Origin of the sequence: Paraburkholderia sprentiae WSM5005 (assembly GCF_001865575.2) — a bacterium.
GTDB lineage: Bacteria > Pseudomonadota > Gammaproteobacteria > Burkholderiales > Burkholderiaceae > Paraburkholderia > Paraburkholderia sprentiae.
In genome coordinates, this window is record NZ_CP017562.2 from 2134981 (window position 1) to 2151841 (window position 16861).

The 16861-nt window shown below is 63.3% G+C and carries 18 protein-coding genes; 3 read left to right on the forward strand and 15 right to left on the reverse strand.

Features of this window, described 5'->3' with window-relative positions:
- Window positions 1-45: 45 nt before the first annotated feature.
- From BJG93_RS26410 to BJG93_RS26430, 5 genes are all read right to left on the reverse strand, one after another.
- Window positions 46-930 carry a TauD/TfdA dioxygenase family protein gene (locus BJG93_RS26410; protein ID WP_027195031.1) on the reverse strand — a complete coding sequence of 295 codons (885 nt, stop codon included), beginning with the start codon at window positions 928-930 and terminating at the stop codon, window positions 46-48.
- Between the two features lie 220 nt (window positions 931-1150).
- Window positions 1151-2329 (reverse strand): lactonase family protein, encoded by a 1179-nt coding sequence (locus BJG93_RS26415; protein WP_051374240.1) that lies wholly within the window; start codon window positions 2327-2329, stop codon window positions 1151-1153.
- Between the two features lie 137 nt (window positions 2330-2466).
- The gene (locus BJG93_RS26420) at window positions 2467-3396 is read right to left on the reverse strand and encodes a helix-turn-helix domain-containing protein (protein WP_027195033.1); all 930 of its coding nucleotides are present in this window, start codon (window positions 3394-3396) and stop codon (window positions 2467-2469) included.
- Window positions 3393-3686 carry a hypothetical protein gene (locus tag BJG93_RS26425; RefSeq protein ID WP_027195034.1) on the reverse strand — a complete coding sequence of 98 codons (294 nt, stop codon included), beginning with the start codon at window positions 3684-3686 and terminating at the stop codon, window positions 3393-3395. Before BJG93_RS26425 ends, BJG93_RS26420 begins: the two co-directional genes overlap by 4 nt.
- Before the next feature lie 26 nt (window positions 3687-3712).
- Window positions 3713-4798: a porin gene (locus BJG93_RS26430; RefSeq protein ID WP_027195035.1), complete on the reverse strand. Its 1086-nt coding sequence runs from the start codon at window positions 4796-4798 to the stop codon at window positions 3713-3715.
- 323 nt (window positions 4799-5121) lie between these two features.
- Here BJG93_RS26430 and BJG93_RS36135 point away from each other — a divergent pair, with 323 nt between their 5' ends.
- The gene (locus tag BJG93_RS36135; protein ID WP_269217464.1) at window positions 5122-5247 is read left to right on the forward strand and encodes a hypothetical protein; all 126 of its coding nucleotides are present in this window, start codon (window positions 5122-5124) and stop codon (window positions 5245-5247) included.
- A gap of 6 nt (window positions 5248-5253) precedes the next feature.
- Complete coding sequence (locus BJG93_RS26435) at window positions 5254-5559, forward strand: MFS transporter (protein WP_027195036.1); 306 nt, start codon at window positions 5254-5256, stop codon at window positions 5557-5559.
- Here BJG93_RS26435 and BJG93_RS26440 read toward each other — a convergent pair.
- The 10 genes from BJG93_RS26440 to BJG93_RS26485 all read right to left on the reverse strand — a co-directional run bounded on the left by BJG93_RS26440 (window position 5490) and on the right by BJG93_RS26485 (window position 15717).
- The gene (locus tag BJG93_RS26440; RefSeq protein ID WP_027195037.1) at window positions 5490-6386 is read right to left on the reverse strand and encodes a substrate-binding domain-containing protein; all 897 of its coding nucleotides are present in this window, start codon (window positions 6384-6386) and stop codon (window positions 5490-5492) included. The genes BJG93_RS26435 and BJG93_RS26440 overlap by 70 nt on opposite strands.
- 28 nt (window positions 6387-6414) lie before the next feature.
- Complete coding sequence (locus BJG93_RS26445) at window positions 6415-7962, reverse strand: acetolactate synthase large subunit (RefSeq protein ID WP_027195038.1); 1548 nt, start codon at window positions 7960-7962, stop codon at window positions 6415-6417.
- On the reverse strand, window positions 7963-8820 hold the full coding sequence (locus BJG93_RS26450; protein ID WP_027195039.1) for an HpcH/HpaI aldolase family protein: 858 nt from the start codon (window positions 8818-8820) through the stop codon (window positions 7963-7965). It abuts the gene before it with no gap.
- Between the two features lie 45 nt (window positions 8821-8865).
- A complete protein-coding gene (locus tag BJG93_RS26455) occupies window positions 8866-9852 on the reverse strand; it encodes a DODA-type extradiol aromatic ring-opening family dioxygenase (RefSeq protein ID WP_027195040.1) in 987 nt (328 codons plus the stop codon).
- Window positions 9853-9913: 61 nt separating this feature from the next.
- Window positions 9914-11233: an MFS transporter gene (locus BJG93_RS26460; RefSeq protein WP_231337524.1), complete on the reverse strand. Its 1320-nt coding sequence runs from the start codon at window positions 11231-11233 to the stop codon at window positions 9914-9916.
- Window positions 11234-11288: 55 nt separating this feature from the next.
- Window positions 11289-12140, reverse strand: coding sequence for an amidohydrolase family protein (locus tag BJG93_RS26465; protein WP_027195042.1), 852 nt, complete (start codon window positions 12138-12140; stop codon window positions 11289-11291).
- A 62-nt stretch (window positions 12141-12202) separates the two neighbouring features.
- Window positions 12203-13228 carry an amidohydrolase family protein gene (locus BJG93_RS26470; RefSeq protein ID WP_027195043.1) on the reverse strand — a complete coding sequence of 342 codons (1026 nt, stop codon included), beginning with the start codon at window positions 13226-13228 and terminating at the stop codon, window positions 12203-12205.
- Between the two features lie 47 nt (window positions 13229-13275).
- A complete protein-coding gene (locus tag BJG93_RS26475; RefSeq protein WP_027195044.1) occupies window positions 13276-14253 on the reverse strand; it encodes an ABC transporter substrate-binding protein in 978 nt (325 codons plus the stop codon).
- Between the two features lie 222 nt (window positions 14254-14475).
- Complete coding sequence (locus BJG93_RS26480) at window positions 14476-14916, reverse strand: zinc-finger-containing protein (RefSeq protein ID WP_027195045.1); 441 nt, start codon at window positions 14914-14916, stop codon at window positions 14476-14478.
- A 117-nt stretch (window positions 14917-15033) separates the two neighbouring features.
- On the reverse strand, window positions 15034-15717 hold the full coding sequence (locus BJG93_RS26485) for a DJ-1/PfpI family protein (protein WP_027195046.1): 684 nt from the start codon (window positions 15715-15717) through the stop codon (window positions 15034-15036).
- Window positions 15718-15875: 158 nt separating this feature from the next.
- On the opposite strand from BJG93_RS26485, the gene BJG93_RS26490 reads away from it, so the two are divergent.
- Window positions 15876-16850, forward strand: coding sequence for a GlxA family transcriptional regulator (locus tag BJG93_RS26490; protein ID WP_027195047.1), 975 nt, complete (start codon window positions 15876-15878; stop codon window positions 16848-16850).
- The last annotated feature ends 11 nt before the right edge of the window (window positions 16851-16861 follow it).

Consider the following 16861-nt stretch of genomic DNA (forward strand, 5'->3'; position numbering starts at 1 on the left):
CGGCGTGCGGTGTGATGGGTGTCGTGGTGATCGAAAACGTCGCGCTCAGAACGGCACGTCGCCCTCGATCGTGGTGCGATACAGCTTGCGGCGCAGATGATCGGGCGTGCCGGCGGCGAGATGCATCACCGAGCGGTTGTCCCAGAACACCATGTCGTGCTCGGCCCATCGATGCCGGTACAGATGCTCGGGCCGCACGCTGTGCGCGAAGAGTTCGTCGAGCAAGGCCTTGCTCTCGTCTTCCGGCAAACCGATCACGCGCGTCGTGAAGTGCTCGCTGACGAACAGCGCGCGGCGCCCCGTCTCCGGATGCGTGCGCACGATCGGATGCACGACCGGTTTCACCTGCGCGATCTGCTCGGCCGACAGATTTGGCCGCCACGGGCTGCGTTGTTGCAACTCCGCGTATTTGGCCAGATAGGTGTGCTCCGCGCTGCGCCCTTCGACTGCGCTGCGCAGATGCGCGGGCAACGTGTCCCACGCCAGATGCATGTTCGCGAACACGGTATCGCCGCCCTCGGCCGGCAGTTCCTGCGCGTGCAGCAACGAGCCGAGGCTCGGCTTGTCCTTGTACGACAGGTCGGAATGCCAGTAGTGGCCGGCGTCGCCAAGACCGATCGGCTTGCCGTTCTCGATGACGTTCGAGACGACCAGCACCTCGGGATAGCCGGGCAGACCGAACTGATGCAGCACGTGAATCTGCAGCGGGCCGAAGCGGCGGCTGAACGCGATCTGCTGTTCCGGCGTGATGCGCTGGTCGCGAAACACGACAACGTGATAGTCCAGATGCGCGCGGTGGATTCGCGCGAAATCGTCGTCGCGGAGCGGCTGGCCGAGATCCAGTCCGACCACTTCCGCGCCGAGCGGCGCATCGAACGCGCGGATCTCGAAGGATTGCGCGGCAGGGGCGACAGCATCACCGGTAGTCATTACAGGACTCTCTTCGTCGAAACTCTTCAGCGGGCGCCTAATGGCGCGGTCAGTGCGACGAATGTACCGGCCCGCGCGCGCGCTGCCAACGAAGGAAATGCTATACGGTTATCTGCCGGAGTGATAAACCCGATGTTGTAACGCGTCGGGGGGTGCTGTCTTTTCGATGGACCGTGGTGGTTGACCGCGCCGTGGGAGGTACTGCTGCAGAGCTAGCCGGCTACTTGACGAACGCAACGCTCGACGGGTCGGTGACATCAGCCGATTCTCCGGTGTCCGCCAACCTGCCCGACGCCGCATCGATGCTGAAGACGTTGACCTTGCCGCTGCGTTGATTCGCGACGAGCAGCCATCGCCCGGACGCATCGATGCCGAAGCCCCACGGCTTGTCGCCGCCCGACGCGATACGCTGCACGAGCGAAAGCTTGCCCGTGTCCGCCTTCACACGATAGACGACCAGCGCGTTTTCCCCGCGATTCTCGACATACACGAAACGCCCGTCACGACCGAGCGTGATTTCCGCGCCGCTTTTCACGCCGTCGAATCCATCACTGCTGATTGGCAGCGATTGCACGTGCGTCAGCGTGCCTTGCGTCGCATCCCAGCGCAACACCATCACTTCCGCGCTCAACTCGGTCAGGAGATAAACGAACTGTCCGTTCGCGGAGAATTCGAGGTGGCGCGGCCCGCTGCCGGGCGGCGCGACGAAGGTGGCCGCGCGCGTGCCATCGTCCTGCGACAGCGCATGCGTCGCGCGATCGAAGCGATAGACGAACACGCGGTCCGCGCCGAGATCGGCAACCAGCGCGTAGCGCCCGGATGGATCGATTGCGACACCGTGTGCATGCGCGCTCGCCTGGCGGCGGTTCGGGCCGTCGCCAGTCTCCGCGAGCGTCGAGACGAGCGGGCCGACGCTGCCGTCCGCATTGACCGCGACGCTCGATACCGAGCCGCTGTTGTAATTCGCCCCGAGCAAGGTCATCGACGGTGCGTCGAAGCGCAGGAAGGTGGTGCCGCGTCCGCCCGTCGGCACCACGCCGAGCGGGCTCAGCGAACCGTTGTGCTGATCGACCGCGTACGCGGTGATGCTGCCTTCTTTAGCGCTGTCGTCGTCGACGGCATACAGCACCGGTGCGTGCGGCGACGCCGAGACCCACGTCGATTTCGGCCCTTCCGCAACGGCTCCGAGCGCGGTCAGTGCGCCGGTGGAGGCATCGAAGCGCAGCGCGCTGATCTGCTTGTGCAGCGTGCCGATATAAACGAATTCAGTTTGCGCGGGCGCCGGTACCTTCGCGGCGCGCAGCGGTGCGCCGACCATGCCCGCCGACAAAGTCAGCGCGGCGCACGCCGTCGTCAGCGCGTGCCGCGCGGCGTGATTCTGCTGGAACGACCGGGTCATATTCGATGAACGTCAAGACGCAGGCGATGTGAGCGATCGACCAAGCGTAGTCGAATCGCCGTTGGTCGTCCCTGCACAAAAAGTCGATTCGCCTGGACTTATCGAAAACGACTTTGGCGCGAGCTCGTCGCCACGCGCTAACGGTTCGGCTGCTGCCGCGCCGCGACGCGAAACTGGCTCGGCGCCTGGCCCACTTCCCTGCGGAAGAAACGCGTGAAGTACGCGGCGTCCGCGAAGCCGAGCCCGAACGCGATCTGCTCGACCGACATGTCGCCGAAAATCAGGTTGCGCTTGGCCTCCGCGATGATGCGCGCGTGAATCATCTTGGTCGGACTTTGCTCCGATGCGGACGCGCAGGCCGCGCGCAATTGCACGAGCGAGACGGCCATCATCGACGCATAGTCCTGCAGCGTCAGATTCTCGCGGTAATGCTCGTCGATCAGTTTGCGGAAGCGGTCCACCTGGCGCATGTCGTTGCGCGTCGCGCTTTCGTTCGCGGCCTGCTCGAGCGGCGTTGCGCGCGCGAGTTTCAGCAGCAGCGTGGTCAGCAGCGCTTCGGTGCCGACCACGTGGCCGAGCGCATCGGATTCGGCTTCCAGTTTGAGGCTATCGACGAGGCTGTAGAACGCCATGCCCGCATCGCTGGACCCGGCGAGCGGAATCACGCGCGGTGCCTCCCACAGCGCGATGAACTCGCGCAGCTTCGCGTTGATCTGCGTCAGATACGCGACCTCGATCGTCACGACCCAGCGGTCAGCGTCGACTTCGTAGTCGAGACCGTGCACGCATTCGGTGGGTAGCAGCAACGCGCACGGGCCCTCGAACGGTACGCTCTCGCCTTCGAGATTCATCACGCCGCGTCCGCTCCGCACGAAAATCACCTGACCGTAAGCGGGATGCGCGTGCGGCTCGGTGCGCCAGCGGCCACGGTCGGTTACGTGTCCGACGTGCACGAACCAGTTCTTCGCTTCGGGACGCTCCACGTATAAGCGGACCTTGGGCACGGTGGTCCGTTTCGCCTTCGCGATCGCTCTGGGCTGGTGTTTTGCCGCGGCGCTGTGTGTCATACAGTCTCCTTGACGGCCGATTCGCTCGCGCTCGCGGCCTTCATGGCAATCGCGGCCCGCTGCGGAAAATCGGCGGCCGCCGAGACGCGACAGAACCGCTGCGGCGCTCGGCATGCAGTGCTTGTAAGAGGTGCCGAGGCCGGAGCGGTTGTCTGCTCGATGATTTGCCAACGCGGCAAAGTATTTACCTGGTCACCAAGAAAACCGCCCCAGCCTTCGGGCATCATCCTAGCACTGTGGAAAGACTCGCGGAAACGGGCGAATTTTTCCAGGCATTTCCAGCCATACATCGAGCCGGCGACTTTACGCGGTGGCCTCAGAACTTGTGTACGAGGCCGACGCCGACGCCGCGCGTGTCGGTGCCGGGAGTGACCGCAAGGCCCGAATACGCGGTGCCCGACAGCGTGTATGCCGCCTGATTCCGGTTCTGCAGAAAGCCGGCCGCTGTATAGAGCTCGGTCGATTTGGACAGGGCGTACTCGAAAAGCAGACCTAATTGCTGCGCATTGTTGCCCTTCCCCGTGCGATCGTGCAAGTAACCGTACATCAGCGAAACCAGCGCAAATGGGTCGATCTGGTATGAGTCGGAAATCTGATAGACGTCGTGCTGCATGTATTTCGGCGTATGGGTCAGATTCTCCGTGTGGTAGGCCAGCCAGACGCGGTTGGCGCCGATCGCATACGAAGCGCCCGCGTTGAACACGCTCAGTACCGCGCCAGGACCCGCGGCAGCACCGCCCGCCAGCGCATAGCTCCCCCCCCCTCCGATGGCTGGTTCGTCGCCTCGTTCGTAGCCGGCCGCGACGTTCAACGGTCCGTTGCCGTACTGGACGACTGCGTTGTAGAAGCCAATCCCATTGCCCCCTCCGGTCGCTGGATCGCGCAATGCCACCATGAACTTGGCATTCAGCCCGCCGAACGTTGGGGTGTAGTACGAAATACCGTTGTTTGCGCGGATGATCAGCGCGTTGAAGTTATTCATCGGCGAAGCAATGCTCTTAACCCAGGACGGATCCATTGCCGCCTGCAGCACGTCGTATTGCGGCGAGTTTTGCAAGCCGAAGCGCACTTCTCCGAAGCCACCGGACAGGCCGACGAAGGCCAGACGATTGAAGGCCTTCGTCGGGTCTGTCGCTGCACCCGTCTGACCGGAAAAGGCCTGCTCCAACTGGAAATTGACGTGAAGTCCGCCGCCGATATCCTCACTGCCCTTCAAGCCGAAGCGCGTCGAGAAAAGGCCGCCGGGTACCGCGCGGATCGTCGAACCTTTGCCGCTCGAACTCTGATAGGCCAGGCCATTGTCGAGCACGCCATAGAGCGTGACCGACGACTGCGCGAACACGGCGGAAGCGGAACCGCAAAACAGGACTGCGCCCGATGCGAGAGTGATCAATCTTTTCATGCGACGTCTCCATTTTTATACACATCGGAATACCGATGCTTTTATCTAAATCATTTTGTTGGCGTACCTACACGAGCGAAGCAGCGATAGCCCGCTGCCGGAGCCAAGAATATGGGATGCCATGCACCGCGTCCTTACACAAAAGTCAGATTCACTGGCATTTTTTTTCTGGCGATGCACGCAGGCAACGGCTGCGACCACCGTCCCTCTCTAATTAAAAAGTGCCAGCGAACATCATTTTTGTGTAAAGGCATTCACGCGTGCATCGCGTACATTCTCATCGGGTTTTTCCGACCCGAATCGACTTGGCAAGAGAACGAAACATGGAAGACATATCAAGGCCACCGTGCGCCCGCGAAAACCCGTGGGCCATTCTCGTGCTGCTCGCGCTCGGCCTGCTCATTTCCTTTATCGATCGAACGAGTCTGTCCGCGGCGCTTGCGGACTAACATTTCGTGCGCGAGTTTGCGCTGACGAGCGTCGAGCGAGGCGGGCTCAACTCGGCGGTGTTCTGGTCTTACGGCCTCGTGCAGATGCCGATGGGTTGGATCGTTGACCGCTACGGCGTCAAATGGCCGTACGCCATCTGCTTCGTGCTGTGGTGCGTCGCCGCGGCCGCGACCGGCATGGTGACGACACTGGCCGCACTGGTCGTCATGCGGCTTCTGATCGGCGTCGCCGAATACGATCGTCAGCCGAGGCTGCCCGTCACATCGTCGAACAATTCATCGACCGACAAACGATGCGGCAGGATCTTCTGATCGAGCGCCCAGTCGATGGCCAATTGCAACCCCTTGCGGTTCTGCTCGAGACCGATGGGCGGAAACACCGCAGGCGTGCCGCCTTCGGTTTGTGTGCGGCTCTCGACGATCATCCGGTACAACTCGCGCACGACCTCCGGGCGCTGCTTCGACAGATCCTGATGGACGACGAACATGTGATTGACCGGCACCACGCCCTCCCGCGCGAACCACGCTTTCGCGGCGTTCTGCGCATCGGGCACCAGCGTGCGCACACGCTCGTCCTTCGGCATGTCTTCGCCGAGCAGCGCCGCGGCGAGCTCGCCGTTCATCATCATCTGCGGGATCGACGAACCGGCGGGCAGGCGCACGCAGTGGTTCGGATCGCGATACTCGGCGAGGTGGCCGTCGCCGAGCGTCATCCACGTGACCTTGTCGAGATCGACGCCGTATTCGTGGCGCAGAATGCCGCGAATCCACAGCGCGGTGGTCTGCGTATAGGTCCGCACGCCGACCTTCTTGCCTTCGATGTCCTTCGGATCGAGATGGCCGAAGTCGATGTTGAAGCCCGCGCAATGATGCTGAAAGCGGCCCGAGATCGGCGTCGGCAGCAGCACATAGGGCTTGCCGTAGGCTTTCGCCTGCAGGAACGTGACGATCGCGAGTTCGCCCGCATCGAACGCGTTTTCGCGCACCATCGCCTTGAAGCCGTTATGCGCGGGCGTCGGTCCGCAGAAGTCGAGCGTGACGATGTTCGAGCTCACGCGCCCGTCTCTGATTGCCTTCGTTACCGGATAGTCGGCCAGATTGGTGCGCAGCGTCGGCACCGCCGTTTGCGTCGTCGTCATGAATGTCGGTCCTTATGCTTGAACGAAATTACAGTCTCACCTCGATGAGACACGGGCCGGCCGCATGCACGGAATCGGCGATGGCCTTGTGGAAAGTTTCCGCCGTGTCGACGGCGACGGCCGGTACACCCATGCTCTTCGCCATCGCGAGCCAGCCGATGCGCGGACGGTCGATGTCGATCATCGCGAGCGCGCGCTCGCCCGGCGCGCCAGCGCCCATGTTGGCGTACTCGGCCTTGAGGATCGCGTAGCTGTTGTTGGCGAAGATGATCGTCGTGATGTTCAGGCTCTCGCGTGCCTGGGTCCACAGCGACTGGATCGTATACATCGCGCTGCCATCGCCGACCATGCAGAACACGCGGCGCTCCGGGCACGCCAGCGCGGCGCCGGTTGCTACCGGCGTGCCGTAGCCGATCGAGCCGCCCATGTTGTTGATCAGGTCGTGACGCGCAGCGCCGACGGTCAGGCCCATCGTCTCGCGGCCGGTGGTCAGCGATTCGTCGACGAGGATGCAGTCTTCCGGCAACGCCGCGGCAAGCGCTTGCGCGATGCTCGTGGGACTCAGTGCGCCGGTGGGCGCGTCGGCGTTCGCGCGCTGCTGCAACACGGCTTGCGTGCTGGTCGCGCCGAGTGCCTCGACCAGCATGTCGAGCGCGGCCGTGCCGTCCTCGCCCACTTCCGCCAGCGCATGCACGCTGGTGCCGGCCGACTTCAGCAGACTCGGCTTGTCCGGGTAACTAAAGAAGGCGATCGGCTCGGTCGTCTCGACCGTGATGATGTGGCGAAAGCCCTTCAGGTAGTCGACCGCCGCGTTTACCGCGTATGGAATCCGTTCGAGCATCACTCGCCCCGCGCCGCGTTCGATGCGCGTGCTGAAAAACTGCGTCGCCAGACGGCAGCCGCTCGCCGCCTTCAGCCTGCCCGCGAGTTCGAGCGCGCGGCCGCGCGTTGCACGGCCGGCCAGCACGATCAGCGCGGGCTCGCCCGAGCGCAGCACCTGCGCGATGTGCTCGACGCGCGCGGCCTCGGGCTTGCCTGGCTGCGCGACCGGCAGCTTCGGCAGTGAGACTGTTTCGCCCGCGTCCTGCCACGACGCATCGCCGGGCAGAATCAGCGTGGCGATTTGCCCCGGATACCCGCTCGCCTTGCTCACCGCCGCGGCCACGTCCCACGCGACCGCGCGCGGCGATTCGACGCGACGCACCCAGTGACTGAGCGGCCGCGCGAGGCCTTCGATATCGGACATCAACGGCGGATCGTATTTCAGATGCGCGGCCGAATGCTCACCGACGATATTGACCATGCCGGACGACGCGCGCTTGGCATTGTGAATATTGGCCAGCCCATTCGCGAGACCAGGTCCGAGATGCAGCAGCGTCGATGCGGGCGTGTCCTTCATCCGGTAATAGCCGTCGGCGGCGCCCGTGCAGACGCCTTCGAAAAGACACAACACGCTGCGCATGCGCGGATTGTCGAGCGCCTTCAGAAAGTGCATCTCCGAGGTGCCGGGATTCGCGAAACAGATGTCGACGCCGTGATCCGTCAGCGTATCGACGAGGCTTTCGGCTCCGTTCATTCAATACCCCGCCATCTCGCGCGCCATGCCGACCACGCCATAGCTGCGCAGCGGCGCCGACATCAGAAAGCGGTAGCCCTCTTCGATCAACCGCTTGTGGTTCTTCGCGTTCACGTGCGGATTGCCGACCACCACATCGTGCTTGTGGCAGGTGTCGACGATCTTGCGCATCGCGTCGACCACGATCGGGTGTTCGTAATCGCGCGGATGGCCGAGCTCCTGGCTCAGGTCGCCCTCGCCGATCAGAATGAAACCGATGCCCGGCACGTTCGACAGAATGTCGTCGAGATTCTCGATCGCCTCGGTGCTTTCGCACATCAGTCCGACGAGGATTTCGCCTTCCGGCGCGAGCGGCCACACGTCGGCCTTCCGGTAGTAGTCGGCCATGCTCAAGCCCCAGTAGCGCGCGGCGGTTGCGGGACCGTCGCCGCGCACGCCTTTCGGCTCGTACAGCGGCGCGTTTTTCGGCCGCGCATAACGGCACGACGCGACCGCGTTATAAGCCTGTTCGACCGTCGCGACATGCGGCCACACCACGCCGTAGACGCCGCGATCGAGCACCTGCTTGGCGAACGCCTGATTCATCTCGGCGCCATTGGCCGGAATCCGCGCGATCGGCGTGACGCGCGGCGCGACCGAACCGGCTTCGACGATCGCCTTGCGATTGAGCATGTACTGCAAAGCGTCGCCCAGCGCCGACACGTCGTACGGGTTGTGCTCCATCTCGAACACGATGCCGTCATAAGGCGCGTCGCTCATGTCGATCGCGGTCTGCTTGTCGAGTTTCGAAAATGCGGTGAATGCGGGCTTGCCGGATTCGAACGCGCGAATGATGCCGTTGAGACGGTTTTCGCTCATGATGTTGCTCTCTGGTGAACGCGAGAATTAGAAGGTGAAGCCAGATCAGTCGGCGGCTTTCCAGTACATGAAGCCCATGCCTTCGCCGGTGCCGGCGGGCGTGCGCCAGCACGGCACATAGTCGACCAGCGTCATTTCAGCGCCGGTCTCCTGTACCGCCTTCATCACGCTGACGTACAGCTTGATCTCGGAGGTGCCCGACTGGTACGAACGGTTGTCCACCGCCGCGAGGCCGTCATAGTCGTAGTCGGCCAGCATCTTCATGATGCGGTGATCGAACTCTTCGTCGTTGACGAAGTGCGACAGGCCGCCCGACGCGAAGATGCCCACCCGTACGTCGTCAGGCCATGCATGGATCGCGTCGCGCAACACGCGGCCGAATTCGATGCAACGCGACATCGACGGTTGCGTCGGCGGATAGAAGCAATTCATGATGACCGGCACGTGCGGCGGCGGGTTGTCGCCCATGATCTGGTGATACACGAAGCTGTAAGCGTGCGGTACCACCGGGTACTCGGGCAACGGCTTCATCCACACGTTGTCGGGCCACGCGAACAGATCGGTCAGATCGAAGCCCTCATTCTGGAAGTACCCGATCAGGTAAGTCGCGAGCTTCGGATGGCAGTCGTGCGTCACATGATGATCGGGTGCATAGACCGAACGTTGTGGCGGACCGTTGTGCACTTGCGCGCCGCTATAGATCGCGATCGACGGGGAGAAAGCGGTGAAGATCTCCTTCTGGTCCTTGCCGAGAATGATCGCAACGTCGACGTTCGCTTCGCGATACGCGGCCGCCATCGTGTCGAGCGCGCTACGGCAGCGGGCGGCGCGCGCGGTGCGCTCTTCGAGCGTCAGGTACTGCTCGAACGCGGCTTCGCGATGCGCTTCGAGCTCGGGGTACGTCCACGTGCGATTGCGATACCACAGTTCCGGGTTGTTGCGGTCGCGCTCCCCGTTCTTGAGCCAGTCTTCCGGGGCCTGGCCCAGCATGCCGCTGTGCGGCACCGCCATCCCGAATACGATCTTCGCCATGTGCGTTTCTCAAAAAATGAATATGTCCAGAGGCCGCCATATGCCGGCCCTGCTACGAGTGTTAGGCCTGCCGCAACCTGCTCGGTGCCTCGGTCACCTTGGGTGACCATTCAGGGCGGTACAGGACGATCGTCGCCATCGCGCCGACAAGCAGGAATCCGAGGATCACCATCATCGGCAGGTCGTAGCTGCCGCTCACGTGCAGCAGCCAGCCCGACAGGCTCGCCGCCACGCCGCCCGCAAGACTGGTCGCGAGTTGCTGAACCCCGGTGACGAGCCCGATTGCCTGCCTCGGAATCAAGGTCAGGCGCGACAGCACCAGATTGTTCGCCGTGACGAAACCGAGCAGCGAGAGGGAAAACACATTCCAGAACAGCGCCATCTGCAGCGTCGGCGCATACGCACCGAGCAGTACGCTGCAGCCACCAACGAACCCGGTCACGGTGAAGATCTTGCGGACCAGGATCGGATCCTTGCCGCGGGCAATGATCAGATCGGCAGCGGAGCCCGCGAGAGCCGCGACGATCGCGATTCCAGCGAAGCTGAAAAACGTGAAGAGCCCCGAGCGCGAAATCGACAGACCGCGTTGCTCGACCAGATAGGCCGGCATCCACGTCATGCAGTAGAACGTGAAGTAGCCATAGCAGAAGTTCGTGATCATGCCGCCCCACACGACCGGACTCGACAGGATGTTGCCGAAGGTCACGGTGCGAGCGCGGCGATTTGCCTGCGCGAGGTCCGCTTTGGTCGGCAGATCGTTGCGCACCAGCAGCAGCCATGGCGCGAGCCAGATCAAGCCGGCGAGACCCGTCACGATGAACATCAGCTTCCACGAGTAAGTGACGATGATCCAGGCTGCGATCGGCGCACCGAGCGCGGGGCCGAACTTATTACCCATGGCTAGCAGGCCGACGGCGAGACCGTTTTGTCGTTCGTCGAAGTTATTGCGAATCCATCGATAGCTGGCGGGTATCACGATCGCCTCGGCCACGCCGATAATCAGCCGCATCAGCACGAGTGCGCCGAGTGTGGTCACGAGGCCCATCATCGTCGTGGCGATGCACCACAGCGTGAAGCTGATCGCATACGGCCATTTGACGCCGTAGCGGTCGGCGACCCAACCCATCGGCACCTGAAACAGCCCGTACGACCAGAAGAACGCCGCGTTGATCCAACCGCGATCGACGTCTGTCAGCGCGAAGTGCCGAATGAAATTCGCGTCCGCCAGCGTCGACGAAATGCTGGTGCGATCGACAAACGAAATCAGCACGCCGATTGCAAGAAGCGCAAGCACCGCCCAGCGGTTCGTGATTCCTCGTCGTTCAGGTTTGCCCGTCTCCATCTGTTTGTTCTCTTCAGTTTGATTGAATGCTGCATGCATGCCGCCGCGAACCATGCACCCCTTCACGGGCGGCCGGCCCGGATAGCGCCGAATCTCAGGCGAGCGCCGGATAAAGCTGCTGCGCGGTCTTGCCGAAAATCCACTCGCGGTCCTCATCGTCGAGCGTTGCGAGGCCGGCTTGCGCGGTCGCGAGAATGTCCGCGAGCGTGCCCGGCGAGGTCGGATAATTCGAGCCCCACGCCATCCGTTGCGCGCCGAATGCTTCGACCACGCGCGGGAAGAAGGTCTCGGCGCTCGCCTTCTCCTTCTTTACGTCGCCGAAAATGCGCGGCGTCAGCTTCAGATAGATGTTCTCCAGCGACGCAAGGTCGAACAGGCTCTGCGCCTTCGCATAGGGGGCGCCGTCCGCGACCTCGGGACGCCCGAGATGATCGAGGACGATGCGCACGTTAGCGAAGCGCCGTGCGAGCGCGGTGACCTGCGGCAAGCCGATCGGTCCGGTCTGGATGCACATTGGCAGGCCAAGCTCGCCGCAGAGCTCCCACGCGGGAAACGATCGCGGATCGTCGAGCTCGCTCGGATCGAACTCCTTCGTGCTGCCGCCGGTGAACAGACGCAGGCCCGCAAGACCGCGCTGGACCCATGCGCGGATGCGTGCCGGCGCATCGGGGTCCAGCACGTCGACCGAGCCGACCGCGACCAGACGGTCCGCGTATTTTGCACAGCCGTCGACCACGTAGCTGTTGTCGAAACCGTACGTGGTCGACGAGTGAACCACCGCTGCTTTGGCGACGCCGGCCGCATCCATCGCTGCGATCAGCGTTTCGACCGTGGTCGGCCGTTCCTTCGACCACTCCGAGCGCTTGCCGAACAGCGGCGCGGGTGGATAGCGGGTCTCGTCGTCGGAAATGATGTGCGGGTGAATATCAACGATTGAGGAAGTCATGAATGCCTCGGTATCTTGCTCATTGCATGCGGCTTGCGCCGCGAAACGTGCTGCGCTCGAGCTTATTTGCCGCGCGCTTTCAGACGCGCATCGAGGCGCGGATAAACCCGCCGTGCGTTGCCTTCGAAGATCTTGTGGCGATCCTGGTCGCTCAGCGCCGCGCAGCCGTCGATATAGCGCTTCGTGTCGTCGAAGTAATGTCCGGTTGCCGGATCCTTGCCGCGCACCGCGCCGATCATCTCCGAGCCGAACAGCACGTTGTCCGCGGGAACCACCTTGGTCAGCAGCTCGACGCCCGGCTGGTGATAGACGCACGAGTCGAAGAAAATATTGTTCAGCAAACCTTCCAGAGGACGCTCGCGCATTTCGAGCGACATGCCGCGATAACGGCCCCAGTGATACGGCACCGCGCCGCCGCCGTGCGGAATCACGAGACGCAGCGTCGGGAAATCCTTGAACAGGTCCGATTGCAGGATCTGCATGAACACTGACGTGTCCGCATTCAGATAGTGCGCGCCAGTGCCGTGGAAACACGGATTGCACGACGCGGCGACGTGAATCATCGCCGGTACGTCGAGATCGACCAGCGCTTCGTACAGCGGGTACCACTCGCGGTCGGTCATCGGCTTGCCCGTCCAGTAGCCGCCGCTCGGGTCCGGGTTCAGATTGCAGCCGACGAAACCGAGTTGCTCGACGCAGCGGCGCAATTCGGCGATCGAATTCGCGGGCGCGACGCCCGGCGATTGCGGCAGTTGGCAGACCGGTGCGAAGTTGTCCTGGTAGAGTTCGGTCACGCGGTACACGAGGTCATTCGACACTTCGGCCCACTCGAGGCTCGTGCGTTCGTTGCCGAGATGGTGGCTCATCAGCCCCGCGATCGGCGAGAACAGCGTCAGGTCGCTGCCGCGCTCGCGCTGCAGTTTGAGCTGGCCGTTGCCGATCGCTTCGCGAATCTCGTCGTCGCTGACATAGGCGCCATCACGCGAGGGCGCATTGGCCGGGTCGTTCGCAAACTGGACCTGTTTGGCGCGCCAGGCGCGAAAGGAAGCCGGGACGGTCGTGAAATGACCGTGGCAATCGATAATCATGGTGTCTCCGTTCGAATCGCCGGGTCGGCGATAAGTGGTGTTGCGCCTTAGCGGGCGAGCGGGTCGACGAACAGCTCGTCGATCGACATGCGGCGCGGCGTGAGACCCTGCTTGAACGCGGTTGCTTCGAGGGTTTCGATCGTCTGCAGGTTTTCATGCAGACCGTACGGCAGCGGATCGTGACCGACGATCTTGCGCAGTTCGAGATACTTCTTGTCGCTTGCGCTCGTCGCCTCACCCGCATCGAGACCCTCGAGCCATTCTTTTTTCGCCTGCGCGAACGCATCGAACAGCGATTTCGCGATCCACGGATGCGCAGCGAGCACCGAGTCCTTGACGACGATCGTGCCGTGCATCGGATACACGCCGGTGCGCGCGTAGTACTCGGTTTCGAGTTCGGTCGCGTTCGGCAGCAGATCCGGGTAATCGGCCTCGACTTCCTGCCAGCCACCCGTCGGCGCGCCGGTGCGGCCGATACCGGCGGCTGCGGCAACTCCGGCCGACAGTTCGCCCGACGCCATCATCTGCGCGAGCGAGCTGCCTTGCGGCGCGTGCACGACGTTCGACGGCAGCTTCAGTTGCGTCACGTGCTCTTCGTCGTCGACGACCCACGTGACCTTCGACGAGTCGAGACCGAACTCATCGATGAGCACCTGACGTGTCCACACGCCGGTCGTGACCGAATAGGCGCGCACGCCGACCTTTTTGCCTTCGAGGTCCTTCGGCGTATTGATGCCCGCGTCCGGACGCACCAGCAGACCGCCGTGATGAAAACGCCGCACGACGAAGATCGGCAAGCCGACGAACGGCGCGCCATAAGCGCGCGCGATGATGTAGGTGGTCGGCGCGAGTTCGCAAACGTCGAATTCGACGTCGCGCACCATGCGGCGGAACGCGCCGATTTGCGGCTTGACGGTGACGAACTCGGCGTCGACGCCTTCGATAGGGATGGACCGGTTACGAATGGCCGACGTGTGCGGATGCTCAGCGATCGCGATCTTGAGCGGGACTTTCTTGGTCAACATCCTCTCCTGTGGATTGATCGTCGCGCGCTGCGGGATACGGGTCGCAGCGTAGGACGTGTCGTCTCGATGGCGTAAGAATAGGAGAGGTTGGGACAGGCGTCCCTACACAAAAAGTAGATTCAATGGCACTTTTTGGTGGCGGTGGAAAGCCGCGGGGAAGGCGGAATGACGCGGATATCGGAAGGAACGGAAGGAACTGATCGGCTGGGGACGTCGCGCTAGCTATCGCGCACGCCGAGCCTCGATAAAACCCTCGACATAACGCAACGCCTGCTCGCACTGCTCGGGCGTGAACGCGTGAATGCTTGCTGGGACAGGATCGAAGCCAAGCTCGGTTGCCACCCACCGGATCGCCTTCGCGCGGGCTTCGAACGCGTTGACGCCATCGCGGCGCACCTTCCCCGCAACGAGCGGTTCCAGCGCATCGTGCAGCTTGCTCTTCGCCTCGCGCAACGTTGCGTCGGCGAGGCGGCCGAGCGGCAGGTTGTGCTTGCTGCGCGAATAAACGCCGATCCACGCCTGACATGCGGTGCAGATCCACAGCGGCCCTTGATCGCTGCGATACGGGTACGACTCGTCGCCGTAACGCGCGAGCAATGCACGGTTGCCGCAGTAGTCGCATGACGGCTGCGGCAGTGCCTTGACGGGCTTGCCTACGCGCATCGGGAGGGCTCCCGGGCAAATTTGCAGGACTTCATCGCATCGATCCGGCTGTCGGACAAGGGGTAGAGCCATACAGTTTAATGGAAGGCCCGCACCAACCGTATGCAGGGCTCGCGATCAGGTAGCCTGTCTCCGCGCGATTTCCATCACGATCCGACGCCGCGCGGCCAGGCCTTCAGCCGACCGTTGCCGGACCAGCTCGACCACCGCTTGCGGCGCCAACGCCGGATCGCCCGCATCGAACGGCGGCGCCGGCGCGTATTCGAGTTCGAGCTGAATCGCCTGTGCCTCTTCGACGCCCGCCAGTTCGGCCGCCACGGTCAAGCCGAAATCGATGCCCGCCGTCACGCCGCCGCCGGTAATCAGATTGCCGTCGCGAACCACGCGTGCATGCGTCGGTATTGCGCCGAGCGGCTCCAGCAGCGAGTGGAATGCCCAGTGAGTCGTCGCGCGCCGCCCGCGCAGCAAACCGGCCGCGCCAAGCAGCAACGCACCGGTGCACACCGACGTCACGTAGCGCGCGCTCGCGGCCTGGCGGCGTACGAAGTCGATCGTTTGCGCGTCTTGCAACAGGTCGGTCACGCCGCTTCCGCCCGGCACACAAATCACGTCGAGCGGCGGGCAGCTTTCGTAAGTCGTGCTCGGCGTCAGCACGAGCCCGTTGCTCGACACTACGGGGTCCCGCGTCTTCCAGACCAGATGCATCGTGGCGCCCGGCAACGATGCGAGCACGTCATGCGGGCCGGTCAGATCGAGTTGCTGTACTTTCGGAAACACCAGAAAACCGATTTGCAGGTTCATAGCGATGCCTTAATCGAAGAGAGATCGAAACACGTCATTGGCCACTGTTTCCAGATGGACGGATCGATTCTATGCGGGTAGTCTTTGGCAAGACTGCCATTCACCCCTTGGTTTCTGCCAGGCACGCGCGCTCTCTTTCCCAGCACTACCTACACGATATGTCCAGCCCTCCCCGCTCCATCGTGCTGCTCGCGTTCCCCAACATGCAATTGCTGGACGTCAGCGGTCCACTGCAGGTATTCGCTTCCGCCAATGAACTCGTCACGCAGCGCGGGCTCGACACGCTCTACGCGCCACACGTCGTGGCAGCCGAAGGCGGGCCCGTCACGTCGTCGTCAGGCCTCGCGGTGCTTGCCGGTTCGCTACGTTCGGTGAAGGCGCCGGTCGATACGCTGATCGTTCCCGGCGGCTGGGGCATTCGCGAGGCATTGGCCGATCGTCGTCTGATCCGCTGGACGCAGCGCCAGGCGCCGCATTGCAGACGCGTCGCCTCGGTCTGCTCGGGCGCGTTCCTGCTGGCCGAGGCGGGGCTACTCGACGGCCGGCGCGTCGCCACGCATTGGGGGCGTTGCGACGAACTCGCGCAGGCGTATCCGCAACTGCATGTCGAAGCCGATCCGATCTTCATTCGCGACGGCGCGATCTGGACATCGGCGGGCGTCACGGCCGGTATCGACCTCGCGCTGGCCATGCTCGAAGAAGATCACGGACGCGCGTTGGCGCTCGAGGTCGCGCGCGAACTCGTCGTGTTTCTGAAGCGGCCGGGTGGTCAGTCGCAATTCAGCGCGACGCTCTCGCTGCAACATGCCGACGACCGTTTCGGCGAATTGCATGCTTGGATGACATCGCATCTCGCGTCCGACCTGTCGGTCCCCGCGCTCGCGCGACGGCTTCATATGAGCGAGCGCAGCTTCATGCGCCACTACAAGGCGCAAACGGGCCGCACGCCCGCCCGCGCGGTCGAGCAGCTGCGCATCGAAACGGCACAGCGCTTGCTGAGCGAAACGTCCTGGTCGATTAAACGGATCGCGACGCGATGTGGATTCGGCAGCGAGGAAACCATGCGCTGCAGCTTCGTGCGTCAGCTGCGCGTGGCGCCGCAGGTGTATCGCGAGCGTTTTTCGTCGACGTGACGTCCTCGGCG